Source organism: Cupriavidus sp. 94F1, assembly GCF_057798875.1.
Genome location: NZ_JBYOJT010000003.1, coordinates 663,547 through 687,901, shown reverse-complemented (window position 1 = coordinate 687,901; position 24,355 = coordinate 663,547). Strand labels below are relative to the sequence as shown.

Below are 24,355 nucleotides of genomic sequence, written 5' to 3'. Positions count from 1 at the left end.
CGCTGCCGTTCGACTTGCATGTGTAAGGCATGCCGCCAGCGTTCAATCTGAGCCAGGATCAAACTCTTCAGTTCAATCTCTGTGTGGTGCCGAAGCACCTCGCTCTTTCGAGCGGTCGCTCACTCTCAGAAAACTGACTGGTTCACGTCTCGCGACGCAAACCAACATGTTTTACTGTGCGAGCACTGATAACTTTTGAAGCATCACGAAGCCGAAGCTCCGTGGCGTTCGCCATCAAGCGCCCACACTTATCGGTTGTTTGTTTGTTAAAGAACCCGAGCGACCGGCTTTGCCGTTCGCTGTCGCTGCGTCTTTCGTCGCAGCGGAGAAACGAGATTATGCAGAGCATTCAACGTTTCGTCAACAGTTTTTGCAGAACTTTTTTCTGCCGGCCGGTGCCGCGAACATCGCAACGCCAACCTCCTGCCAACCCCGCAACCGTTGTCGCTGCTGCGTTTGCAGCGCGCTTTGTCTTGCGAGGGGGCGAATATTAGATGGGATTGGCCGGGGGCGCAAGCGCTTTCCGCGAAAAGTTCAAGGCGCCCGAATCGGCCCAACTGTCACGGGGGCGACAGCCTTGGTTTCGGAACTGTCCTAAGCTGGCAGCCAACCTATCAGAAGACGCTGTTGAAGGAGACACCCATGAAGCCATCCGTGCCCATCGACCGTTCACACGTGGTTGGTGCGACCGATATCCCGCTGTCCGACGATACGATCCCCGCGCTACTGGCGCGTGCCGTCACAGCAAACCCCGACGGCGACGCAGTGATCTTCAGGGAGCAGTCCATACGCTGGACCTGGCGGGAATTTTCCGATCAGGTCGATCGGCTGGCCACCGGCCTGCTGGCCAGAGGGATCTCCCCTGGCGACCGGGTAGGCATCTGGTCGCCAAACCGGGCCGAATGGCTGGTGACGCAGTTCGCCACCGCCCGGATTGGCGCAATCCTGGTCAATATCAACCCCGCCTACCGTCAGGCAGAGCTGGAATACGCGCTAAACAAGGCTGGCGTGCGGATGCTGATCACGGCGACTCGATTCAAGTCGAGTGACTATCTAGGCATGCTGCAGGCGCTGGCACCCGAATTGTCCGATGCGACGCCTGGACAGTTGCGCGCCGCCCGCCTGCCCCATCTCAAGTCAGTGGTTCGTCTGGGGGAAGACCCGACCCCGGGCATGCTCAACTATGCCAGCCTGCTCCAGCCGCCCGAACGCGGCGCGCTCGATACCGTCACCCGCCAGCTGGACGCCCAGGACGCGATCAATATCCAGTTCACCAGCGGCACCACCGGCAACCCCAAGGGCGCGACGCTGACCCATCACAACGTGGTCAACAACGGCCGCTTCGTTGCCATGGCCATGCGCCTGGGTGCCGCCGACCGCCTTTGCATTCCCGTCCCGCTATACCACTGCTTCGGCATGGTCCTGTCCGTGCTGGCTTGCGTGTCAGTCGGCGCCTGCATGGTCTTTCCGGGCGAGGCATTCGATCCACTGGCGACCATGCAGGCCGTTTCCGACGAGCGGTGCACCGCGCTGCATGGCGTGCCGACCATGTTCATCGCCCAGCTCGATCATCCGGACTTCCGCCAGTTCGATTTCTCGACGCTGCGCACCGGCATCATGGCTGGCGCCCCGTGCCCGATCGAAGTGATGAAGCGAGTGGTCACTGACATGCATATGGCGGAGGTGACCATTGCCTACGGCATGACGGAAACCAGCCCGGTGTCGTTCCAGAGCGCCACCGACGATCCGCTCGACAAGCGCGTGGCCACGGTGGGCCGCGTCCAGCCGCACCTGGAATGCAAGGTCGTCGATGCCACGGGCGACATCGTGCCGCGCGGCGAGACCGGCGAACTCTGCACGCGCGGCTACTCCGTGATGCGGGGCTACTGGGACGACGACAAGCGCACGCGCGAGGCCATCCGCGACGGCTGGATGCATACGGGCGACCTGGCGACCATCGATGCGGACGGCTATTGCAACATCGTCGGACGCGTCAAGGACATGCTGATCCGTGGCGGCGAGAACATCTATCCGCGCGAGATCGAGGAATTCCTGTTCCGTCATCCCAAAGTTCAGGCGGTACAGGTGTTCGGCGTGCCCGACCCCAAATACGGCGAGGAAGTCTGCGCATGGATCGTGCTCAAACCCGGACAGACCGCCACCGAGGACGATATCCGTGCCTTCTGCCGCGACCAGATCGCGCATTACAAGATTCCGCGCTATATCCGGTTCGTTGAAGAAATGCCGATGACTGTGACAGGAAAGGTGCAGAAGTTTGTCATGCGTGACACCATGATTCACGACCTCGGGCTGCAGCAGGCCGTCACGGCGTAATTCCGGAGATTCTGGAGACATTACGATGACCATCCGCATCGTCAGGCTCGGCGAACCGCGCACCCAGGGCGAAGGCCTGCGCATGGGCACCGTTCGCCGCCCGCCGCGCGGGGTGCCGAAAGCCGAATTCGCCAGCCGGGATTTCTACGATGTCTGGTATCCCGTGCTCTCGCCGTCCGCCGAACTTGTATCTGAAGCCCTGGCAGCCCAGGCCGCCAACGATCCCAAGGCATGGCGCGCCTTCGAGAAGCACTTTCGTGCCGAGATGGCCCAGCCCGATGCCAGCCGCACGCTCGATTTGCTGGCCGCCTTCTCCCATCAGACGAATTTCTCGCTCGGTTGCTATTGCGAGGATGCGTCGCACTGCCATCGCTCGATCCTGCGGGCGTTGCTGGCGGAACGCGGGGCCGACATCGCGTGAGACCGGCAGGCTATGATGCTGGGCTTCGCCGCGAGCCACGTGGCGAAGTCCTCCACTGGCCTTATTTACGTCGATGGCACTGAACCTCGTCTGGCTCGGATTCTTCCTACTTTCCTTCCTGGCCGCCTGTGTGCGGCTCATTGGCGGCGACACTACGGTGTTTCCCGCCCTGCTGACCAGCCTTTTCGACAGCTCCCGCACCGCGTTTGAGATTTCTCTCGGCCTGGTCGGCGTGATGAGCCTGTGGATCGGCATCATGCGGATTGGCGAACGCGCCGGGGTCATCGACCTGTTCGCGCGGCTGGTGAACCCGTTGCTGCGCCATTTCTTCCCGGGCGTGCCGCAGGGGCATCCGGCGCAGGGCGCGATGATGATGAATGTGTCCGCCAACATGCTGGGGCTGGACAACGCGGCCACGCCGCTGGGCCTGAACGCGATGCGCGAACTGCAGTCGCTGAACCGGCAGCCGGACACGGCGACCAACGCCCAGATCATGTTCATCGTGCTGAACACGGCCGGTCTGACGCTGATTCCGACCTCGGTCATCGCCATTCGCCAGGCCATGGCCGTCAAGCAGGGGCTGGTCAATTTCAATGCCGCCGACATCTTCCTGCCCACGCTGCTGGCCACGGGCGCGTCGTGCCTGGCCGGGTTGCTGGCCGTGGCGTGGGTCCAGCGACTGAACCTGCTCAAGCCCGCCGTGCTGGCCGCCTTTGCGGTGGCGGGCCTGGCCGTGGCCGGCCTGTTTGCCTGGCTGCGGCACGCCCCGCCCGATCAGGTCAGCCAGGTGACGGCGCTGGCCGGTAGCGGCTTTATCCTGTCGCTGATCACGCTGTTCCTGGTGTGCGGCGCGCTCCGCCGCGTCAATGTCTACGATGCCTTTATCGACGGCGCCAAGGAAGGTTTCGGCGTGGCCGTGCAGATCATTCCTTATCTGGTCGCGATCCTGGTGGCGATCGGACTTTTCCGGGCCAGCGGCTGCATGGACGTGGTCATGCAGGCGCTGACCGCCGGCTTTACGTGGCTGGGGATCAACACCGACTTTGTGCCGGCACTGCCCGTCGGGCTGATGAAGATCCTGTCCGGGGCCGGCGCCCGCGGCCTGATGGTCGATGTGATGACCACCTACGGCGTGGATTCCTTCCAGGGGCGGCTTGCCGCCATCATCCAGGGATCGACGGAAACCACCTTCTATGTGCTGGCGGTCTACTTCGGCAGCGTCAATGTGCGAAATACCCGGCACGCCCTGGGCTGCGCCCTGTTTGCCGACGTCGTCGGCATGGGTGCCGCGGTGTGGATTGCCTACCTGTTTCGGTGACTTGTCCGCCCTTGTTGTACGACAACAACGGTGATTGTGCTGGCTTGCAGTCATTTTTTTCGATGCCGCTTGGTGCGTCGCAACAAGTCGTGTATAGTGAAGTCTGTCTCCTCCACCACCTCGGTGGATTCCAACCCGCGCACAACCTGCGCGGGTTTTTTTTACCCAAAATCCGGGGAATCCCACCCCGACCGAAGTTCTTTCAATCGTAGAACTTCGGAAATGTGACAATTGCACCGTCTTGCGTCACATTTCCCGCCGTTGGTGCGATACCGCACACTTGCCGGGCAAAGGCGTCTGGATTCACGGAAATGTTGCGACGCAGCAATAGTCCCCGTAGAGTGGACTCCGTACTCACCCTGAGACGTCCACTCCCACGCCCCCCGACCATGCGCCGCGTCCCGCGCTCACTCTCCTTCTGGCCCGATTCCGCCTTCCTGCAGCGCGGCGTGGTCTATGCCGTTTCGTTTTTTGCGCTGGCCGGCATTGCCTGGCTGATGGGAGACAACGGCTATCTGTGGTCGGCCACGGCTTCGATCTGGACGTGTCTGGCAGATCGGCAAGGGACGGCGGGCGCTCGCATGCGCGGGCTTGGCGCGGTGGGGATCGGCGGGGCCGCGGCCAGCGTGCTCGGCGCCAGCCTTGCGTCGTCGCCCCTGATCGCGCTGGCGGTCGTGGTCTGCGCGGGCCTGGTCGCCGGTCTGGCGGAAATACGAGGCCCCGCCGCCGCGCTGTGCTTCAAGCTGCTCTATGTCGTGCTGATCGCCGCGTGCCTGCAGCCAGTGGCCGAGCCGTCGGTGCTGGTTCATGCCTGGACAGCCGGCGTGGATTATCTGCGCGGCGGTGTTTTTGCGTGCCTGATTTCGCTGGTGCTGATTCCCTCGCAGCGCGATGCACGGCCCCGGCCCGAGATCGCCGCCGTCTACGATGCCCTCCGGCGCTTTGCCGAGCACCTGGCGGCGCCGGGGCTGCAAGACACCTCGCTATACAAGAAAGAAATCCGCCTGCGGATCGAAGCCGCGCGCGCCGCCGTCATGGGCCGCCGCGGCATGGTCGATCCGGTCGGCATGCTGCACTACGCCTACGCGGTAACGGTGGCGGACGCCATCTTTGCGCTGCTGATCGTCGCCGGCGAACTGCGCGAGCGGGCGGGCGGACAGCACAGCCTGCCTCTGATGTATGCCGCGCGCTGCCTGGCCGATACGCAGGCGCAGGTACGGCAGGCGCTGACCCGCCATGCGCCCGACCTGCCCGCCCTGAGCGCCATGCTCGATCGCGATGTGCGCAGGCTGATCGGCCAGCGCGCCAACGCCGGCGCCCCGCCGGCCTATCAGTCCGCCCTGGCGGCGCTGGCCCAGCATCCATCGTTCGATCGCTGGCGCGAATCGTTTGCCTGGCCCAATGCCGGACTGGCCGGAATCGTCGATCGGATCGGCCATACGCTTGCCGATATCGCCGCACGTGATGCCAGAATCACGCGACATGCGCTGCGGATGGCGTTCGCCGGCGGCCTGAGCCTGCTGCCATCGCAACTGCTCCAGGTCGACCATGGCTATTGGGTGGCCGTCACGGTGATCATGGTATTGAGTCCGCGCCTGCAGACCACGCGGCAGATCTCGTTCCATCGCTTTGCCGGCTCGCTGGCTGGCGCGCTGCTGGCTTGCCTGGTGGGCCTGACCCATCCGAGCCCGACACTGGCGCTCGGGCTCAGCGCCATGTTCCTGGCCGCCGCCTACGCACTGCGGCTGGCCGGCAGCGCAGGCGGCTTCGCATTCTGCCTGACGCCGGCGGTCATTCTGTTTTCGTGGCTGGGCGAGCCCGCCTCGAGCAGCAGCCATGTGGCCGCGCTGCGCGGCATGGATACGGCCATCGGATGCCTGATCGCGCTGGCCAGCTATTACATACTGGCCCCGCGCGCCGAGTTGTCGCGCGCGTACCGGCACAGCCTGGACGCGCTGTCCGTCAATGCCGTCTACCTGCGTGCCGCAATCAGCACTGCCCGCAGCGTCACGCCGGCCCGCATGCGGCTGGAAGCCCTGCGCGTGGCGGCCGGCCGGGCTTCCACCCGCGCCGAAGATACGCTGGCCCAGTGCGCCGCAGACCTCGACCCACGCCTTGGCGCGGCCCATGCCGCCCTGCACGTCACGGCGCGACGCATGGCGTCGCTGGCCGGCCTGGTCCGGGCGGGCGCGGAATCGGGTGAAGTGCATGCGGCGCCCGGTGCCGCCATTCAATCGCTGCTCACCGATCTGGAAGCCCGCCTGGCCGAAGTGGCCGTCCGGCCGGGTCGCACCGGGGTCAGTGCCGCGATTGCCTCCGCGCGCATGGCGCCGCTGACGCCTTCCGATGCCCCGTTCGAACACTTTCTGGCCGAACAGTGCACCTACGCGGATGCGCATATCGATAGCGCCCATCGAACCGTTTCCCACCTGCGCGCGCTGGCGGCCGAGCAGGCCGAGGCGGGGCGCGTCCGGCTGCCGGGCGCGCGGGCCGGCTGACGCAGCGGATCGGGGCTTGCCCTGAGACACGGCCCTGTCCACTTGCCTGGCCACCGCGATTGCCTATATTGAACGGATATCCGCGATTTCCCCGTTCCCGGCAAGACGAGGTACGCCATGGTCGATATCACCTTCCCCAGCGCCGTTCCCACCTACTGCGGGGCCAGCCTGACGCTGTCCTGCCCCGCCACCGTGAACGGCACCCGGTCGCAATACTCGGTCACGGCAGAAGCACTGGAAGCCTATTGCGGGGCGCAATCGGCACGCGAGGAGGATCTCGTCCGCGCCTTCACCAGCAACCGCAGGCGTATCGAGCAGCTCGCGGAAACGCTATTCGAGCTGACCGAAGCCCGCGAGATCGTGCTGCGCGGCGGCCATTTCCGGTTCGCCGGCTGACCGCCGCATCGGCGCCGGCGGCCCTGCATGGCCGGCTGCCCGGCTCCCGGAACGACTACCTGTCGACGATCAATCGGCGGATGCCTTGCCGCGCACCAGCAGCACCGGCGTCGTCGATTGGCGAATCACGGCCTCGGCCACGCTGCCCAGCACCAGACGACGTACGCCCCGGCGGCCATGGGTGCCGATGACCAGCAGGTCCGCGCCCCATTCGCTGGCGGCCGCATTGATCGATCCCGCGATGTCGCCGATCACGGCCGGATCGGTCACCAGCTTCGTCTCGAAGGGCACGCCGGCATTGCCGAGCACCCGGCTGGCGGCCTCGAGCGCCTTCTTGCCGCTGTCCACATAGGCCCGTTCGATCTGCGTGGGATCGTAGAAACCCGCATCGAACAGCATCACGCCGTTATCGACCACATAGAGCGCCAGCACGGTGCCGCCGCCGCTGGCCACCCGAATCGCCTCCTGCAGTGCCAGATCCGACGTGCTGCTGCCATCCACAGCCACCGCGATCTTGCCGTAAGCCTTGCTCGACATAGCTTTGCCCTCCATTAAGACGTGGAAGCTCGATACTACACGTGGCGCCGAATCCACGTGTCCATCGTAAAACTATTAATTGACCGACCAGTCGGTTTATATTTATATTGAGCCAACTGACCGACCCCACAACAGTCCGCGCCGTTCTCGGCCGTATCGCGCCAGCGCACCAAAAAAACAGGTCGGCCCCTGCCAAAGACGAAAGTCAAGGAGACGTGATGTACACACAGAGCCTCGACCTGCCAGGCCAGCCGCAGCATGTGCCCACATCGGCCGACGCCGACCAGGCCACCCGGCAGGCCGCCTTTGACGCGCGCATCGCCGAAGACGCCAAGATCGAGCCGATGGACTGGATGCCCGAGGCCTACCGCAAGACGCTGGTGCGGCAGATCTCGCAACATGCGCATTCGGAAATCATCGGCATGCAGCCCGAGGGCAACTGGATCAGCCGCGCCCCGTCGCTCAAGCGCAAGGCCATCCTGCTGGCCAAGGTGCAGGACGAAGGCGGCCACGGCCTCTATCTATATAGTGCGGCCGAAACGCTCGATGCATCGCGCGACGACCTGCTCGATGGCCTGCATAGCGGCCGCGCCAAATATTCGTCGATCTTCAACTACCCTACGCTGACCTGGGCCGACGTCGGCGTGATCGGCTGGCTCGTGGATGGCGCGGCGATCATGAACCAGATCCCGCTGTGCCGCTGCTCGTACGGCCCTTACGCGCGGGCCATGATCCGCATCTGCAAAGAAGAGTCGTTCCACCAGCGCCAGGGCTTTGACGCGCTGCTGAGCATGATGCGCGGCACCGAAGCCCAGCGCGCCATGGTGCAGGACGCCGTGGACCGCTGGTGGTTTCCGGTGCTGATGATGTTCGGGCCGCCGGACGCGGCGTCCACCAACAGCACCCAGACCATGGCCTGGGGCATCAAGCGCATTTCGAACGACGACCTGCGCCAGAAGTTCGTCGATGCCACCGTCGAGCAGGCCAGGGTGCTGGGCGTGACGCTGCCCGACCCCGGCCTGGTCTGGAACGACGAGCGCGGCCACTACGACTACAGCCCACTGGACTGGGAAGAATTCTGGCGCGTGATCAATGGCGACGGCCCCTGCAATCGCGAGCGGCTGGCCACGCGCGTGAAGGCGCACGAAGACGGCGCCTGGGTACGCGAGGCGGCGCTGGCCCATGCCGAAAAGCGCGCCCGGCGCGCATCCCCGGCCAAGGCGGCCTGACCCGGAGACCACCATGACACAACAAAAGGAATGGCCGCTGTGGGAAGTTTTCGTCCGCAGCAAGCAGGGCCTGGAACACAAGCACTGCGGCAGCCTGCACGCCGCCGACGCGCAGCAGGCGCTGCACATGGCGCGCGATGTCTACACGCGCCGGCAGGAAGGCGTGTCGATCTGGGTGGTGCCGTCGGCGGCCATCACGGCCAGCGCGCCGGCCGAAAAGGCGGAGCTGTTCGACCCGGCCGCCGACAAGATCTACCGCCACCCCACGTTCTACCAGTTGCCCGACGAAGTGAACCATATGTAAGGCCGGCCCCATGACGCAACCCAACGTAGCCGACGGTATCGCCCTGGCACGCCTGCCGCTGGCGCAGACGGCCCCCCTGCAATACGTGCTGCGCCTGGCCGACAACGCGCTGATCCTGGGTCAGCGCAACGCCGAATGGTGCGGCCACGGCCCGGTGCTGGAAGAAGACATCGCGCTGGCCAATATCAGCCTCGACCTGATCGGCCAGGCACGCCTGCTGTACAGCCACGCCGGCGCGCTGGAAGGCCGGCTGACCGGCCGCGTGCGCCACGAGGACGACTACGCCTACTGGCGCAGCGAACCGGAATTCCGCAACTGGACGCTGCAGGAACTGCCGCACCACGGGCCACTGGCCGGCACGGCGCGCGCCGACCGCGACTACGCGGTCACCCTCATGCGCAACTTCCTGTACAGCGCGCTGATGGCCGAACTCTGGCCGGCGCTGGCGCTCAGCACCGACACCGAGCTGGCGGCCATCGCGGCAAAGTCGGCCAAGGAGGTGCGCTACCACCTGCACCATGCCGCCGACTGGGTGGTGCGCCTGGGCGACGGCACCGATGCGTCGCACGCGCGCATGCAACGGGCGCTCGATCACCTGCTGCCCTATATGAACGAGTGCTTCGTCGATGATGCGGTGGAGCAGCAAGTGGCTGCGCAGGGCGTGGGCGTGCTGACGTCCAGCGTGCGCGCGGCCTGGGAGGCCACCGTTGCCGCCACGCTCGATGACGCCACCCTGCGGCGCCCGGCCCCGTCGGCGTTTGTGTCCACCGGCAAGCACGGCGTGCATTCCGAACACATGAGCTACCTGCTGGCCGAACTGCAGGGGCTGGCGCGGGCCCATCCGGGCGCGCAGTGGTAATGCGAGGCCGGCCATGCGCACCCTTCCCGCACCGATGACACGAGGTCCGGCATCGCCATTCGCGCCGACATTCACTCACGGCGACGACTCCACGCCCGCCGGTTCCGCGGTTTCGCCCGAAGACCGGCTGGCCCGCGCCTGGGCCGCGCTGGAAGCCGTGCCCGACCCCGAGATCCCGGTCGTGTCGATCCGCGACCTCGGCATCCTGCGCGACGTGGCGCTGGCCGATGACGGCCACACCATCGAGGCCATCATCACCCCCACGTATTCGGGCTGCCCCGCGATGTCGCAGATCGAGGAAGACGCCGGCCGCGCGCTCGAAGCCGCCGGCCTGGCGCCGTGGCGCGTGCGCACCGTGCTGGCACCGGCCTGGACCACCGACTGGATCACCGAAGCCGGCCGCGCCAGCCTGCGCGCGTTTGGCATCGCGCCGCCGGGCCAGTGCGCCAGCCCGGCCACGCATGGTGGCAATGTCCGGCCATTGCGCTTCGTGCCGCGCCAGCCGCAGGCGCCGGCCATTGCATGCCCCCGCTGCGGCAGCGTCCACACGCAGGAGCTGTCGCGCTTTGCCTCCACGGCCTGCAAGGCGCTCTACCGCTGCCTGGATTGCCGCGAACCGTTCGACTACTTCAAACCCTATTGAGCACCGCCGGCCCATGACCCCACAGTTCCATCCGCTACGCGTGGCGCAGGTTCGCCCCGAGACGCCCGACACGGTCTCGATTGCCTTCGATGTCCCGCCGGACCTGCGCGATGCCTACCGCTTCACGCAGGGCCAGTTCCTGACGATCAAGGCGCCCGTCGAGGGCAAGGACGTGCGCCGCTCGTACTCGATCTGCTGCGGCGTGCAGGATTACGACGATCACGGCGAACTGCGCGTGGCCGTAAAGCTGGTGGACGACGGCGTATTTTCCACGTGGATCCACGACACCGTGGCCGTCGGCCAGGTGCTCGACGTCATGACACCCGATGGCCGTTTCCACGTGCCGCTCGATCCCGATGCATCGCGCCATTACGTGGCCTTTGCGGCCGGCAGCGGCATCACGCCGGTGCTGTCGCTGATCCGCACCACGCTGGCGCAGGAGCCGCGCAGCCGCTTTACGCTGGTCTATGGCAACCGCAGCGTCGATTCGATCATCTTCTCCGAGGCGCTCGAAGACCTGAAGAACCAGTATCTGTCGCGCTTCACGCTGTACCACGTGCTGTCGCGCCAGCCGCAGGAGGTGGATCTGCTGCATGGCCGGCTCGACCGCGACCGCGTGACCGCGTTCCTGCAGACCCTGCTGCCCGTGGACGACATCGACGCGGCCTTCGTGTGCGGCCCCGCGTCGATGATTGACGAAGTCGAGGACGCCCTCAAGGCCGCCGGGCTGGACCCGCACCGGATCCACGCCGAGCGATTCGGTGTGCCGCTGACCCAGCCCCGCCCGGCCCCGCCCGCCCATGCCGACCAGGCAGGCACCGCCGAACTGGTGGTGGTGCTGGACGGCAAGCAGCACAAGATGCGCCTGCCTTTGACCGATGGCAAAGTGCTGGACACCGCGCTGGCCGCCGGGCTGGACCTGCCTTATGCCTGCAAGGGCGGCGTCTGCTGTACCTGCCGCGCCAAGGTGCTGGAGGGCAAGGTCGAAATGGAAAAGAACTACACGCTCGAACCATGGGAGATGGAAAAGGGCTTTGTCCTGACTTGCCAGGCGCGCGCGCTGACGCCCCGGGTGGTGGTCAGCTACGACGAACGGTAAGGGCCGCCCAGCGGGGCTGACCGATGTCAAGGGTGTCGGGCCTATGGCGGGAATCCCCCATGTCAGACTGCCGCCGATGCCCGGCCGGCGTCGCACCGTGATTACAATGGCGGAACACGCTTCATGCGTCGCATCGCCCGCCGGGCGGCCGCCTGCCGGCGGTGGCGGCGGCCGCATGCGGAGGTCCGGCACCCGTCGCACCCTATACAATCACGGTCATGCAATACATACATGTCGTCAACGGCGATGTCGCGGGCAACACGCTGCGCCAGGCGCTGGCCCAGGCTGCCCGGCCCGACCCGGTGGTCGTCCTGCGCGACGATCTTGCCGTGGGCCCGATCGCCGATATCGACAGTACGGGCCTGATCCGCTCGGGCTTCTGGCAGCGCGTGGCGCCCCACACCGATATCGACTTCGCGGCCGAGATGCGTCAGGCGCTGGACCAGCTCCAGCAACTGCGTCGCGACGACATGGAAGTGGCCATCTGGCATGGCCAGAGCGCATCGGACCAGCTGATGCTGCGCCGGGTGGTGTTCCACCTCTACCAGGCCCCGCAGCGTATCAACGAAGTGGCGATGGACCTGCGCGAGCTGGAAGCCCCCACGCACGGCAGCCTGACCGCCATCGGCATGTATCCGTCCGCCCGCCTGGCACGTCGCTTTTCGACGATCGCGCCGGTCTCGGTGCTGCGCCTGGGCCGGCTCGGCTACGAGTGGCAGCAGAACGTCAAGGAAAACGCCGATGTGCGGCTGTGGAAGGGCAATACGCTGGTGCCGGCGGCCTATCACAACGTCGACGACGTGATCCTGGAGCGCGCCCCCGACGACTGGACGCCGGCCGCGCAGGTGGTGGGCAGCGTGATGGGTGCCATCGAAGGCCTGCTGGCCAGCGACTGGTTCGTTTTCTGGCGCTGCCGCGAGCTGGTCAGCACCGGGCCGCTGGCGCTGCGCGGCGACCCGCAAAGCCTCGAATCGTGCGAGATCCGCCGCAACCGTCTCGCCGCCCACACCGATTGACGCCGTACCGATAACAGAACAACAGGCGGATCGATCCGACCCCTATGGCACGAACCAAGGCGCCCGATTTCGAGGCGCAACGCGAACAGATTCTCGACCGGGCGGCCGCCGCCTTTGCCGCCTCCAGCTACCCCAGCACCTCGATGGCCGACCTGGCTGCGGCCTGCGGCACGTCCAAGGCCCGGCTCTACCACTATTACGAGAGCAAGGAAGCGATCCTGTTCGACCTGCTGGACCGCTACACCCGGCAGCTGATGCAGATCGTCACCGATGTAGAAGCCGAAGGCACGCGCCAGTCGCGCAGCCATCGCGAGACATTCGGCCATCTGCTGCGCGCCTTCCTCGCTGAATACGAGACATCGCAAACGCGCCATATCGCGCTGATCAACGATGTGAAGTTTCTGGCCGAGGAGCAGCGCGACCAGATCCTGCAACGCGAGCGCGACGTGGTGGCGGCGTTCGCGCGCCTGCTGCAGCGCGCCTATCCGGAGCGCGTGACACGCGACAACCAGACCGCGCTGACCATGACCGTGTTCGGCATGATCAACTGGACCTTCACCTGGCTCAAGCCCGGTGGCCGGCTGTCCTACGCGGCGTTCGCCGAGATGGTGGTCGGGCTGCTCGAACACGGCCTGGCACCGGGCATGCCGGGCGCCCGCTGAGCCAGTCAGGCCGGCCGGCGCACGGCTGCCGGGGCAACCTCAGGACCATTCGGCATCTTCCAGCTTGCGCCGCTGGTCGCGGTCCTGGCGGAACATCTCCTCCAGTTCGTCGCGCGCCTGCTTGGCCATCGAGACCAGCGTTTTCTGATCCTTGTAGTACGGGTAGAAACGCTCGATGGCCTCGATATTGTGGCGCCGGAAGCGCAGCGCCACGCTGCGCGCCTCCACCCGGTCAAAGCCCAGTCCCTCCAGCACCTTGCGTCCCAGCATCAGCGAACCTTCAAACATCTCGCGCTCGTAGTTGTCGATGCCGATGCCGCGATCCATGAGCTGGTAGACGTGCGACACATGCCGCGCGCGCGTGTAGATCTTCAGGTCCGGCCAGCGGTGGCGCACCTTGTCGATCAGACCCAGGTTGTCGTCCAGGTCCTCGATGGCCACGATCAGGATCTTCGCCTCGCCGGCGCCAGCCGCTTCGAGCAGGTCCATGCGCGTGGCATCGCCATAGAAAATCTTGAAGCCGTACTGGCGCAGGAATTCGATCTGGTCGGGATCATGGTCCAGCACCGTCACGCCGATGCCCTGCGCATACAGCAGGCGCCCGATGATCTGGCCGAAACGGCCAAACCCGGCAATGATCACAGGATTGTGATGATTGGTGATCTCGTCGTCGGGCCGCTTCGACATCGCGTTCAGACGCGGCGCCAGCAACTGGTCGAACAGCAGCAGCAACAGCGGCGTGGCCACCATCGACAGCGCCACGATCAGCACCAGCAGCGCCTCGGTTTCCTTGGGCAGCAGGCCGACCGTACGCGCCTCGGCAAACACCACGAACGCGAATTCGCCGCCCTGCGAGATCAGCAGGCCAAACAGCAGCCACTGCCCGCGCGACACCCGGAAACGCTTGGCCAGCAGCGTCAGCACCGCCGTCTTGATCAGCACGAACGCCGCCACGAACCCCATCACCTTGCCGGGCTGCTGGGCGAGGATGCCGAAATCGATCGACATGCCCACCGCCATGAAGAACAGTCCGAGCAGCAGGCCCTTGAACGGCTCGATGTCGGCCTCCAGCGCATGGCGATATTCCGAGTCCGCCAGCAGCACACCGGCCACGAAGGTGCCAAGCGCCATCGACAGGCCCACGGCGTCCATCATCAGCGCGATGCCGACCACGAGCAGCAGCGAAAACGCGGTGAACATCTCGCGCATGCCGGTGCGGGCAATCACGCGCAAGGCCGGCCGCACCAGGTAACGGCCGCCCACGACCACCGCGCCAATCACGGCCACCGCCTTGGCGGCGGTCTGCCAGTTCTCCGGGCCGTGGGCCGTGGCACCCGCGCCGTCCGCGGCCAGCAGCGGCAACAGCGCGATCATCGGAATCGCGGCGATATCCTGGAATAGCAGAATGCCGAAGCTGGCGGCGCCGGCGCCGGTCTGCATCAGGTTGCGCTCGGCCAGCGTGGCGAACGCAATCGCCGTGGACGACAGCGCCAGGCCCAGCCCGGCGACGATGGCCACCTGCCAGGGCGCGCCGAACAGCGCCGCAACGATGCCGATGGCCAGCGCGCACGCCGCCATCTGTATCGAACCGTAGCCAAAGATGCTCTGCTTCAGCGCCTTGAGCTTGCGCGGCTCGAGTTCGAGCCCGATCACGAACATCATCAGCACGACGCCGAACTCCGAGAAATGGAGGATCGACTCGACGTTGGTCACCAGGCGCAGGGCAAACGGACCGATGGCGGCACCCGCGATCAGGTAGCCCAGCACCGCGCCCAGCTGGAACCGGCGCGCGACCGGCACGGCCACCACGGCCGCCACCAGGAACACCAGCAGGGCAATCAGGAAGTCATGCTGGTTCATGGCGCGTCCTCCCCGCCGACCTCGGTTGCGGGCCATTCCTGTGTTTCCGGGGGCAGCGGCGGGGCTGCCAGGTGCCGCGCCACATGTTCGATGTGCAGCGCCACGGCGTCGGTGTCGGCGCGGTCGGCATCGTGCAGCACGACCGGGGGCATCCAGCTCATGCCGCACTGCAGGGCGGTCTGCTCCAGCGGCAGCAGGAAATCGCCAATCGGATGGCCGTGGGCGCCGTCGGGACCGTAAGCATCGGCCTGGCCGCCCGCGCTGACCACGGCCAGCATCGACTTGCCGCGCAGCGCCGTGCCGCCCGGACCGTAGGCCCAACCCAATTCGAGCACGTCGTCGAGCCAGAGCTTCATCAGCGCCGGCACGCTGTACCAGCGCACCGGGAACAGCAGCACCACGGTTTCGGCGGTCGACAGCAGCCGCTGTTCCGCTACGACGTCGATGTCGTAGTCGACATAAAGGTTGTAAAGCTCACGCACTGCCACATGGGGCAGTTCGGCAAGGGCTTGGGCAAGGGGATGGTTGACGCGCGAGCGTCGGGGCGCGGGATGCGCATAGATCACAACAATCGGTGGCTCGTTCATGAATGGGGCTTTGTCTTTCCCTTGGGGGATCGATGCGACAGACAAGCCAGCCGGTGCGGCGTTGCAACAAATCCACAACCCACACACCAGCGGCGTCCCAGCCGCGTTCATAACCTGTTGAATTGTCAGCGTTTTTTGATATGCACCGCTTCCGCGCCACAGTTAGGCGGACAGGTAGCTTACGCGATACTGACAATTCCACTACAATACTTTTCGCGCCGCAGCAACCTAGTGTTTGCCCGAATCCCGCATTCTGGATCACAAATCCAACTCATGCCGCACAGAGTTTGATGAAAGAGCAGGGACGACCACCGCGACGGTGCTATTTTTATACCGATCACTGAAGAAGGAAACCAAGTGAACCCGCTCGAACTGAGCAAGGCCGTCGGCGCAGTCACCGACGAAGATCTTCGCCGTGCAGCCGAGGCGAGCCAGGCAACCCAGCGTCCCACCACACTGGTGCGCGAGCTGGCTGCCCATCATCGCTCGCGCCTGCAGAAGCATTTTCTCGCCCTGGGCGAGGAAGATCGCCTGCTCCGTTTTGGCCAGTCGGTTGGCAACCACGTGATCGAAGCGTATGTGGAAAGCATCGATTTCGACCACGACAGCGTGTTTGGCGTCTATGACGAGCACTTGGAACTGGTGGGCGTCGGCCACTTCGCGAACCTGCGCGACAACGCTCAGGGCCGCGTTGCCGAGTTCGGCGTGTCGGTGTCGAAGAGCGCCCGGGGCCGTGGCATCGGCAGCGCCCTGTTCCAGCGCGCCGCCATCCATGGCCGCAATACCAACGTCCGCACGCTGTACATGCACTGTCTGTCGCGCAACGCCGCGATGATGCACATCGCCAAGAAGGCCGGCATGAAGGTGCAATATGCCTATGGCGAAGCCGATGCCTACCTGGAACTGCCGCCCGCCGACACGGTGAGCCGCCTGACCGAGGCCATCGACGAACAGGTGGCTGACCTTGACTACATGGTCCGCCGCAACCTGCGCGATGTCCGCCGCTTTGGCCTGCGTTTCTGGCGCTCGCTGGTGCCGCAGAAGGGCACCGCCTGATCCGTTCCGGCCGCCCCGGATGAAAAACGGCGCACCCGCAAGGTGCGCCGTTTCTGTTTGGTGCTGACGAACGCCCAGCCTGGGCCGCTGTCAGGCGCCGCCGGCCACGGGCAGCGCCGTGGTGTCCTTGATCGATTCCAGCGCGAAGCTGGAACGCACATCGATCACCGACGGATGCGCCAGCAATTGTTCCTGCATGAAGCGCGCAAAGTGCTCCATGTCTTCGACGTAGACCTTCAGTAGCAGATCCATCTCGCCCGTCATGGCGTGGCACGCGGCCACTTCCGGCCAGGTCTGGATGGCGGCACGGAACAGGTCCAGCGGCGCCTTGCCCTTGGGTGTGCCGCCCTGCTTTTCCAGCCGCACATTGATGTAGGCAAGCAGGCCCAGCCCGATCTTGTTCGGTTCGAGCAGCGCCGCATACTGGCGAATCACGCCAATTTCCTCAAGCCGACGGATGCGGCGCAGGCAGGGGCTCGGCGACAGATTCACGCGCTCCGCCACTTCCAGATTGGTCAGCCTCCCGTTGGTCTGCAGGACCTCCAGAATCTTCCGGTCGATCTTGTCCAGCTCCACCTTGCTCACGTTTTGTTGCTCCGCAATATGTTTGTCGGCAATTTTTTTGCGCAAATTTAGCAAGTCGTGCACAAGTCCGCAATTTATTTCATGCAGCGACGAGTACGGCAGCCATTTGCAGCGGGCGCATGCGTCACGTGGGGCGAGGCAAGGATGGTGCCAGCCAAATAAAAAAGCGCGGCCCGAAGGCCGCGCCTGGCAGATGCCGGGGCGATGGCTTAGTTGCCGCTCGGCGACGGAACGGCCGGGGCCGAGGCACCGTCAGGGCCGCGACGCTGCATGCGATCCATCCGGTCCTTGTGCATCTTCTGCATGTCCGACTGGATTTCGGCCATGGTCACCTTGCCGTCATGGTTCGCGTCGAGCTTGTCGAAGCGGTCGGCCATGCGCGGGAAGGCGGCCTTGAACTCGTCGCGCGTCAGCGCACCGTCGTTGTTCTTGTCCGCCGCCTTGAACCTGGCTTCGAATTCGGCCTTCATCTCGGCGCGACGCTGCTCCCAGGCCGCCTTGCGATAGGCAGCCAGTTCGGTCTTGTCGAGCTTGCCGTCGTGGTTGGTGTCGATCTTGTTGAACAGCGCGTCGGCTTCGGCCTTCGAGATCGTGCCATCGCCGTCGGTGTCCACCGACTTCATCCACATCATGCCGCCATGGTGGTGCTCGCCCGGTCCGCCCATGCGGTGGTGAGGCGCGGGGCCACCTTGCGGAGCCGCCTGCGGGGCGGCCGGGGCCGGCGTGGTTTGCGCGAAGGCGGCACCGGCAGCCATGAACACGGCCGAGGCGGCGATAAGGCTCTTGAGGATGTGCGTCTTGTGATTGCGTTGCATGTCTGTGCTCCTTGTCATCACGTTGGGCATGTACGGATTAGAACGCAGACAACCACGCCAAGTTGGCAGTTTTAATACGATGTTACGGGCCTCACAGAATCGACTCGGGCCGTAAACCGCCGCAATACAGTCAAAGATTGCGCAATATTGTGAAACTCGTATTTTTACGATTTGATCAGTCTTTCGGCAGCAGGTTCTCGGCCCCGTGCGGCGGCACTGACTGGAAGTCCTGCGGCGCGAAGCCCTGCTGTTGGGGTGCCGGCTGCTGGAACTGCTGAGGCTGCTGTATCGGCGCACTGGCCACCGGCGGCGGCGACTGCACGGGCGCCGGCATCGGCGTGGACAGCGGTGCGGCCGCACCGGACGGCGGCGCCGCTGGCGCATTGCCCGGACGACCAACCGATACGGTGTTCTGTAGCGGCAGCGCAATTTCCTGGCGCACACCATTGCGCTCGATCACGATATTGCGGCCATGAATTTCAACCAAGCGGATCTGCGGCGAGAGCGAGGCACCGGCGCGCACGGCCTTGGGCGGCCCGCCATCCAGCGACAGGATGGCTGCCGCCGGACCCACGCCATCGAGGTCCGCCACCACGCCGATCAACTGGATATCCCGCACACCCGCTTGCGCACTGCCGCCAAACAGCGTGGCCACCGCACCGGTTTCCACGGCCTCGGTCTGGGCGATACGTGCCGATTTGGGGACGGGAATCGTCCGCATCGCACTGAACGCCAGCACCCAGTGCGTGGCCAGTGCGCACAGTGCGACAAATAGCAACAGACCGGCTGCGCGCGGCAGCCATGAGGCGGAAAGGTCGAAGCGGAAGGCAGGCCGGGTCAGGGTTGGCACGAGCGGTACGCCAGGCGGCGGAATCCAGGAGGTCGCCTAGCGTACCAGACGCCGGTGTCGATTGTCTGTCCGTCGTGCCAGCCCGCGGCTGGCCGGGGCGACCAGGATCAGAGCAGGTCGTCGAGCAGGTCGGGACCGAACACTTCGCGGTGGATATGACCCACCGGAATCCCCGCATTGATCAGCGCATGACGCTGGGCTTGCATGAAGCCCAGCGGGCCGCACAGATAGAAGCGCGCATCGTTGAATGCCGAAGTGTCTGCGGCCTTGAGCAGCGATTCGATCGGCATCGTGCCGGCGTGGTCGTAGTCGCGGCCGGATACATCGGCGGCCTGCGGGGTTTCGTAGCTGATATGGGTACGCAGGTTCGGCATCCGTTCGCGCGCCCAGCTCAGGTCGCCGCGATGCGCGTGGTGCCCGCCATGGCGTGCCGCGTGCGCGAACAGCACCGGGCGGTGCGGATTTTCCCTGGCCAGCGTGCGCAGCACCGACACCATCGGCGTGACGCCGATGCCGGCCGACATCAGCACGATCGGGCGACGGTCGTCGATCACCGGCGCAAACTCGCCCCACGGCGTGCTGACATGCAGCGTGGTGTCGACATGCGCGTTGTCGTGCAGCCAGTTCGATACCGCACCGGCCGGGGTTTCGGCACTGCCGTCCTCGCGCTTGACCGAAATGCGCCACGTGGGCAGGCCGCGCTCGCCAGACAGCGAGTACTGGCGCAGCTGGCGATGGCCGTCGGCAAGCCTGGCTTCCACGCTGATGTACTGGCCCGGAGCAAAGTCGCGCAGCGGCTTGCCATCGGCGGCCGCCAGCGTGAGCGAGACCACCTGGTCGCCTTCCTGCTCGCGGGCGATCACGCGCACACGCTGCAGTTCGCCGGCCTTGACGCCGTGCCGCTCATACAGGCGCGCTTCGGCCGCGATCAGTTCGCCGGCCAGCAGCCAGTAGGCTTCGTCCCAGGCCGCCAGCAGCGGCGGGGTGGCGGCATCGCCCAGCACGGCGGCAATGGCTTCGAGCAGATACTTGCCGACGATCGGATAGTGGGCCGAGGTCAGGCCGACGGCCACGTGCTTGTGGACAATGCGCTCCACCACGGGCGCCAGCACATCGGCGCGGTCGACATTGGCGGCATAGGCAAACACCGCGGACGCCAGCGACTGCTGCTGCGAACCGTTGGCCTGGTTGCCCATGTTGAACAGATGCCTGAGCTCGGGGCGCGCCGCGAACATCTCGCGGTAGAAGTGCGTGGTAATGGCAAGACCGTGCTCGCGCAGCACGGGGACGCTGGCATCGATATAGGGGCGGGAAGCAGCGGACAGCATCAGCAAAAACTCCTGTGAATTCATGCATTGCAAATGCATGTTTTTTCGCACGATAAAGCCGGCGTCAGACTGCGGCTGGGGTCTCGCCCCGCTGCCTCAGGCCACGCGCCGGCTCAGGAAATCGCGATGCAGACTGATGATCGACTCGGCCGTCCGGCTGTTGCCGGAAACTTCGGCCAGCGTGACGCCGTCGAGCGCCTGGTAGAACGCCTCCTCGGCCTGCTCCAGCGCCCGCTTCAGCCGGCAATTGCCGTGCAGCGCGCACGGCGGGTCGGCACAGTCGATCACCGACTTGTGCCCTTCCAGCTCGCGCAGGATGGTACCGATCGACAGCGTCTCAGCGCCCGGGCCCAGCTGCAGCCCGCCATGCCGCCCACGCGTGGCCGAGATCCAGCCCAGCTTCGACAGCCGCGCCGCCACCTTCACGAGGTGATTGTGCGATATGTCAAACTGCTGGCCGACTTCGGCAATCGTGATCGGACGGGTGCCGTCGCCGCGTGATACATACATCAGCAGGCGCAAGGCATAGTCGGAGAATCGGGTCAGTTGCATCGTGCCTGAAATCATAGATAACATGCATCTTGAATGCAATATTTTTATTGCAGTTGCACATTGGTACATTTATCGGGCCCTGATACCCCGGCAGCACACCAAACGGTCATCTGGCGGGGGTTATACTCTCCGACCATACCTCGACCCTCAAGGCATACAACCGATGCGCAGAACCGTGACCCAGACTGCCGCCCTCCGGACGCAACTTCATCGCCGCCTCGCTCGCGGCTTCACCCTGATCGAAATCATGGTGGTGATCGTGATCCTGGGCGTGCTGGCGGCGCTGGTGGTGCCCAAGATCATGAGCCGTCCCGACGAGGCACGTATCGTTGCCGCGCGTCAGGATATCTCGTCGATCATGCAGGCGCTCAAGCTCTATCGCCTGGACAACGGCCGCTACCCGACCACCGAACAAGGCCTGGCGGCGCTGGTCAACAAGCCCACGACCGAGCCGATCCCCAACAACTGGAAGGGCGGCGGCTATCTGGAAAAGCTGCCCAAGGACCCGTGGGGCCATCCGTACCAGTACCTGAACCCGGGTGTGCGCGGCGAGATCGACGTGTTCAGCTTTGCCGCCGACGGCCAGGCCGGGGGCAGCGGCAACGACGCGGATATCGGCAACTGGGAATAAACCCCACCCCTTCCCTTCATGACTCCGGCGACGCCGCGCGGCCAGTCCGCCCTACTCCAGCGCCGCCGGCTGCACGGCTTCACGCTGCTCGAACTGCTGGTGGTCATGGTGATCGCCGGCATCGTCATCTCCCTGGTGGCGGTCAACGCCACCCCCAATGATCGCGGCCGCGTACTCGACGATGGCCAGCGCATCGCCCGCCTGTTCGAACTGGCCCAGGAAGATGCCCAGCTCGGCGCCCGGCCGCTGGCCTGGGAAGGCGACGCTTCGGGATGGCGTTTTCTGGAATCCACGCCGCAGGGCTGGGTGCCAATGCGCACCGACGTCTTTGCGCCGGGCCACTGGCGCATTCCGCTGGACAGCGCGGTCGTCGTACAGGGTGGCCGCCAGCTGGGCACCGGCCCGATACGGCTGGTCTTCGGACGCGAACTGATCGACGAACCGCAGCGGCTGGTGCTGACGCGCGGCGACATCCGCGTGGACGTGACCGGCGACGGCAGCGGCCGCTACGTAGCGACGGTGACGCAATGATCCGCCCGCCCTTCCCCGCCCACGCCCACGCCCGCGCCCCGGCCCGGGGCTTCACGCTGATCGAAGTGCTGGTCGCGCTGACCATCCTGGCCGTGGCGCTCACCGCCGCCATGCGCGCGATGGGATCGATGGTCGAGTCCAGCGCGTCGCTGCAGCAGCGCATGCTGGCCGAGTTCAGCGCCGAAAACCACCTGGCCACGCTGCGGCTGTCCAAGACCTGGCCCGAACCGGGCACGCGCGGCTACGACTGCCCCCAGGGCGGCGTGGCATTGTGGTGCGAGGAATTGGTCTCGGGCACGCCCAATCCGTCGTTCCGTCGTGTGGAAGTCGCCGTTTATCCATCCGCCGGCAACAAGTCGGTGCGGCTGGCATGGCTGGTCACACTGGTGCCTAATGAAACCCGCAATGTTCTCTGAGCGCCGCATCCGGCCCGGTGCCCGGCGCGGGTTCACGCTGCTGGAGATGCTGGTCGCCATCACGCTGCTGGCGGTGATGGCCGTCATCGGCTGGCGCGCGCTCGATTCCCTGACCCGCAGCCGCGAACGGCTGACCGACCACGACGCCCGGCTCGATGCGCTGAAGGTGCTCTACGGCCAGTTCCAGTCCGATTGCGAGCACCTGGCGCAACCGGCCCAGCTGCAAGCCAGCCCCGTGGAGATCGGCGCCAACCAGCTGCTGCTGGTGCGCGACCGCCGCGACGAAGGCCAGCCGCCGTCCTGGCAGGTGGTGGCCTACCGGCTCGACGGCAATACCGTCGTACGCGCGGCCAGCCGCGCCGCCTATTCCCGCAACGACGTGCAGGGCGCGCTGATGGCCCTGCGCCAGCCGGGCAGCGCAGGCCTGCAGATTCGCCCGCTGCTGGGCAACGCCGACCAGTTGTCGGCGCGTGCCTGGGTCGAGCCGGCAGGCTGGCTGATCGATACCGGCCGCATACGCACCGCGTTGATGCAGGGCAGCGCCGTGGCCAACGCGGCCGAGGCGGCGGCAGCGGCCGCGGCGGCCGCCTCGGGCGCCAGCGATGCCCAGGCCGGACTCGGCACGATCTCGAACAGCGTGGCCGTGCGTGCCGTCGAACTGAACGTGTTCGCGCGCATGGGCGACGGCGATGCCACGCGGCAGTTCCAGAAAATCTGCATGACGGGGATGTGATGACACGCACGCCCTTCGCCACATCGTTTCGCATGCGCCCGCGCCGCCAGCAAGGCGCCGCCGTGGTGACGGCCCTGCTGATGGTGACGCTGGCGGTGGTGGTGGTATCCGGCATGCTGTGGCGCCAGCAGGTGCAGATCCGCTCGATCGAGAACCAGCGGCTGGTGGCCCAGGCTGCCTGGATCGAACGGGCGGCGGTGGACTGGTCGCGCCTGATCCTGCGCGACGACCAGCGCCGCTCGCAGGTGGACTACCTGGGCGAGCCGTGGTCGGTGCCCGTGGCCGAAACCCGACTGTCCGACTTCCTGGGCGCGGGCGTCAGCACGTCCGAAGGCGGCGAGACATCGTTCGTGTCGGGCCGCATCCTCGACGCGCAGGCGCGCTTCAACCTGACCAACCTCTATATCTGGCAGGCCGATGGCACGGGCCGCGTGGCCAATATCGACCAGCCGTCGCTGCTGGCCTTCCGGCGCCTGCTTCAAACGCTGGGCATGAACGCCGGCCTGGCCGAGCCGACCGCGCAGTATTTCCTGCGCGCGGCCCGTGGCGTTTCGGCGAACGGCCAGCCCGCGCCGCGTCCGCCCGACAGCGTGGAAGACCTGCTTGCCGTGCCCGGCTATACGCCAGCAATGGTGGCGGTGCTCGAACCGTTCGTCACGGTGTTGCCCGAACGGTCCAAGGTCAACGCCAACACCGCCGAAGCCGAAGTCCTGTCCGCCGTGATCGACAAGTTGCCGCTCGACCGGGCGCGCGAGCTGGTGCGCCAGCGCGACCGCAGCTACTTCAACAACACCGGCGACGTGACGACCCAACTGCAAGGTATCGCCCCGCAGGCCGTCAACCCCGGCGACGCGGTGGACGTGCGCACGCACTATTTCCTGATCTACGGGCTGGTCCGGCACGAGCGGGCGCGCCGCCTGAAGGTGTCGCTGGTGTTCCGGGCCGACGTGCTAGGCAGCGGAAACACCACCAGGATCATCTGGACCCGCGACGCCGACGCCATGCCCGAGCAACGCTGAAACGGGGCCAGCCCGCAAGCCGTTTTTGCCCGGATGCGTGTAGGAATCAACGTTCTGCAGAATCAGCCGGACCACT

26 protein-coding genes and 1 rRNA gene are annotated in these 24,355 nt (G+C 65.9%); 18 read left to right on the top strand and 9 right to left on the bottom strand.

Annotation, left to right across the window (positions count from 1 at the left end):
- A 16S ribosomal RNA gene (locus AC3FJ6_RS10905) occupies positions 1-74 on the bottom strand; the annotation flags it as partial.
- A 568-nt stretch (positions 75-642) separates the two neighbouring features.
- On the opposite strand from AC3FJ6_RS10905, the gene AC3FJ6_RS10900 reads away from it, so the two are divergent.
- The 5 genes from AC3FJ6_RS10900 to AC3FJ6_RS10880 all read left to right on the top strand — a co-directional run bounded on the left by AC3FJ6_RS10900 (position 643) and on the right by AC3FJ6_RS10880 (position 6,967).
- The gene (locus AC3FJ6_RS10900; protein WP_488771844.1) at positions 643-2,334 is read left to right on the top strand and encodes an AMP-binding protein; all 1,692 of its coding nucleotides are present in this window, start codon (positions 643-645) and stop codon (positions 2,332-2,334) included.
- Positions 2,335-2,359: 25 nt separating this feature from the next.
- A complete protein-coding gene (locus AC3FJ6_RS10895) occupies positions 2,360-2,755 on the top strand; it encodes a DUF488 domain-containing protein (protein WP_488771843.1) in 396 nt (131 codons plus the stop codon).
- Between the two features lie 73 nt (positions 2,756-2,828).
- A complete protein-coding gene (locus AC3FJ6_RS10890) occupies positions 2,829-4,073 on the top strand; it encodes a nucleoside recognition domain-containing protein (RefSeq protein WP_488771842.1) in 1,245 nt (414 codons plus the stop codon).
- Positions 4,074-4,462: 389 nt separating this feature from the next.
- Positions 4,463-6,571 carry an FUSC family protein gene (locus AC3FJ6_RS10885; protein ID WP_488771841.1) on the top strand — a complete coding sequence of 703 codons (2,109 nt, stop codon included), beginning with the start codon at positions 4,463-4,465 and terminating at the stop codon, positions 6,569-6,571.
- Positions 6,572-6,688: 117 nt separating this feature from the next.
- Positions 6,689-6,967 (top strand): DUF1488 family protein, encoded by a 279-nt coding sequence (locus AC3FJ6_RS10880; protein WP_153946438.1) that lies wholly within the window; start codon positions 6,689-6,691, stop codon positions 6,965-6,967.
- 69 nt (positions 6,968-7,036) lie between these two features.
- Here the strand turns inward: AC3FJ6_RS10880 and AC3FJ6_RS10875 are convergent, their stop codons facing one another.
- On the bottom strand, positions 7,037-7,504 hold the full coding sequence (locus AC3FJ6_RS10875) for a universal stress protein (protein ID WP_153946437.1): 468 nt from the start codon (positions 7,502-7,504) through the stop codon (positions 7,037-7,039).
- A 218-nt stretch (positions 7,505-7,722) separates the two neighbouring features.
- Here AC3FJ6_RS10875 and paaA point away from each other — a divergent pair, with 218 nt between their 5' ends.
- The 7 genes from paaA (at position 7,723) to AC3FJ6_RS10840 (ending at position 13,316) form a co-directional block, all read left to right on the top strand.
- A complete protein-coding gene (paaA, locus tag AC3FJ6_RS10870) occupies positions 7,723-8,733 on the top strand; it encodes a 1,2-phenylacetyl-CoA epoxidase subunit PaaA (protein ID WP_488771840.1) in 1,011 nt (336 codons plus the stop codon).
- A 13-nt stretch (positions 8,734-8,746) separates the two neighbouring features.
- Positions 8,747-9,037 carry a 1,2-phenylacetyl-CoA epoxidase subunit PaaB gene (gene paaB / locus AC3FJ6_RS10865; RefSeq protein WP_153946435.1) on the top strand — a complete coding sequence of 97 codons (291 nt, stop codon included), beginning with the start codon at positions 8,747-8,749 and terminating at the stop codon, positions 9,035-9,037.
- 10 nt (positions 9,038-9,047) lie between these two features.
- Positions 9,048-9,896 (top strand): 1,2-phenylacetyl-CoA epoxidase subunit PaaC, encoded by an 849-nt coding sequence (gene paaC / locus AC3FJ6_RS10860; RefSeq protein ID WP_488771839.1) that lies wholly within the window; start codon positions 9,048-9,050, stop codon positions 9,894-9,896.
- Positions 9,897-9,909: 13 nt separating this feature from the next.
- Positions 9,910-10,539, top strand: coding sequence for a 1,2-phenylacetyl-CoA epoxidase subunit PaaD (paaD, locus tag AC3FJ6_RS10855; protein ID WP_488771838.1), 630 nt, complete (start codon positions 9,910-9,912; stop codon positions 10,537-10,539).
- 13 nt (positions 10,540-10,552) lie between these two features.
- Positions 10,553-11,638 carry a 1,2-phenylacetyl-CoA epoxidase subunit PaaE gene (gene paaE, locus AC3FJ6_RS10850; protein WP_488771837.1) on the top strand — a complete coding sequence of 362 codons (1,086 nt, stop codon included), beginning with the start codon at positions 10,553-10,555 and terminating at the stop codon, positions 11,636-11,638.
- Positions 11,639-11,856: 218 nt separating this feature from the next.
- Positions 11,857-12,654 (top strand): DUF1835 domain-containing protein, encoded by a 798-nt coding sequence (locus AC3FJ6_RS10845; protein WP_400394043.1) that lies wholly within the window; start codon positions 11,857-11,859, stop codon positions 12,652-12,654.
- Between the two features lie 44 nt (positions 12,655-12,698).
- The gene (locus AC3FJ6_RS10840; protein ID WP_488771836.1) at positions 12,699-13,316 is read left to right on the top strand and encodes a TetR/AcrR family transcriptional regulator; all 618 of its coding nucleotides are present in this window, start codon (positions 12,699-12,701) and stop codon (positions 13,314-13,316) included.
- 39 nt (positions 13,317-13,355) lie between these two features.
- On the opposite strand, the gene kefC is transcribed toward AC3FJ6_RS10840, so the two are convergent.
- Together kefC and kefF are read right to left on the bottom strand one after the other, a co-directional pair.
- Positions 13,356-15,176 (bottom strand): glutathione-regulated potassium-efflux system protein KefC, encoded by a 1,821-nt coding sequence (gene kefC, locus AC3FJ6_RS10835; protein ID WP_488771835.1) that lies wholly within the window; start codon positions 15,174-15,176, stop codon positions 13,356-13,358.
- A complete protein-coding gene (kefF, locus tag AC3FJ6_RS10830; protein ID WP_488771834.1) occupies positions 15,173-15,763 on the bottom strand; it encodes a glutathione-regulated potassium-efflux system oxidoreductase KefF in 591 nt (196 codons plus the stop codon). The genes kefC and kefF overlap by 4 nt, the downstream gene beginning before the upstream one ends.
- 357 nt (positions 15,764-16,120) lie before the next feature.
- Between kefF and AC3FJ6_RS10825 the strand changes: the two genes are divergently transcribed.
- The gene (locus AC3FJ6_RS10825; RefSeq protein WP_249640854.1) at positions 16,121-16,819 is read left to right on the top strand and encodes a GNAT family N-acetyltransferase; all 699 of its coding nucleotides are present in this window, start codon (positions 16,121-16,123) and stop codon (positions 16,817-16,819) included.
- A gap of 90 nt (positions 16,820-16,909) precedes the next feature.
- On the opposite strand, the gene AC3FJ6_RS10820 is transcribed toward AC3FJ6_RS10825, so the two are convergent.
- The 5 genes from AC3FJ6_RS10820 to AC3FJ6_RS10800 form a co-directional block, all read right to left on the bottom strand.
- A complete protein-coding gene (locus AC3FJ6_RS10820; RefSeq protein WP_029051418.1) occupies positions 16,910-17,404 on the bottom strand; it encodes an Lrp/AsnC family transcriptional regulator in 495 nt (164 codons plus the stop codon).
- 209 nt (positions 17,405-17,613) lie between these two features.
- Entirely contained in the window at positions 17,614-18,219 is a 606-nt protein-coding gene (locus tag AC3FJ6_RS10815) for an EF-hand domain-containing protein (RefSeq protein ID WP_488771833.1), read from the bottom strand.
- 175 nt (positions 18,220-18,394) lie between these two features.
- Positions 18,395-19,069, bottom strand: coding sequence for a hypothetical protein (locus tag AC3FJ6_RS10810; RefSeq protein ID WP_488771832.1), 675 nt, complete (start codon positions 19,067-19,069; stop codon positions 18,395-18,397).
- Between the two features lie 107 nt (positions 19,070-19,176).
- Positions 19,177-20,397 (bottom strand): globin domain-containing protein, encoded by a 1,221-nt coding sequence (locus tag AC3FJ6_RS10805; RefSeq protein WP_488771831.1) that lies wholly within the window; start codon positions 20,395-20,397, stop codon positions 19,177-19,179.
- 96 nt (positions 20,398-20,493) lie between these two features.
- Positions 20,494-20,949, bottom strand: coding sequence for an RrF2 family transcriptional regulator (locus tag AC3FJ6_RS10800; protein ID WP_194946470.1), 456 nt, complete (start codon positions 20,947-20,949; stop codon positions 20,494-20,496).
- A gap of 175 nt (positions 20,950-21,124) precedes the next feature.
- Here AC3FJ6_RS10800 and gspG point away from each other — a divergent pair, with 175 nt between their 5' ends.
- From gspG to gspK, 5 genes are read left to right on the top strand one after another with little or no spacing between them, the layout of a single operon-like run.
- Positions 21,125-21,580: a type II secretion system major pseudopilin GspG gene (gspG, locus tag AC3FJ6_RS10795; protein ID WP_400393935.1), complete on the top strand. Its 456-nt coding sequence runs from the start codon at positions 21,125-21,127 to the stop codon at positions 21,578-21,580.
- Between the two features lie 18 nt (positions 21,581-21,598).
- Positions 21,599-22,111 (top strand): prepilin-type N-terminal cleavage/methylation domain-containing protein, encoded by a 513-nt coding sequence (locus AC3FJ6_RS10790; protein ID WP_488771830.1) that lies wholly within the window; start codon positions 21,599-21,601, stop codon positions 22,109-22,111.
- Positions 22,108-22,527: a type II secretion system minor pseudopilin GspI gene (gspI, locus tag AC3FJ6_RS10785; protein WP_488771829.1), complete on the top strand. Its 420-nt coding sequence runs from the start codon at positions 22,108-22,110 to the stop codon at positions 22,525-22,527. Before AC3FJ6_RS10790 ends, gspI begins: the two co-directional genes overlap by 4 nt.
- On the top strand, positions 22,517-23,260 hold the full coding sequence (locus AC3FJ6_RS10780) for a PulJ/GspJ family protein (protein ID WP_488771828.1): 744 nt from the start codon (positions 22,517-22,519) through the stop codon (positions 23,258-23,260). The genes gspI and AC3FJ6_RS10780 overlap by 11 nt, the downstream gene beginning before the upstream one ends.
- Positions 23,260-24,279 (top strand): type II secretion system minor pseudopilin GspK, encoded by a 1,020-nt coding sequence (gene gspK, locus AC3FJ6_RS10775; protein ID WP_488771827.1) that lies wholly within the window; start codon positions 23,260-23,262, stop codon positions 24,277-24,279. The genes AC3FJ6_RS10780 and gspK overlap by 1 nt, the downstream gene beginning before the upstream one ends.
- Positions 24,280-24,355: the final 76 nt, after the last annotated feature.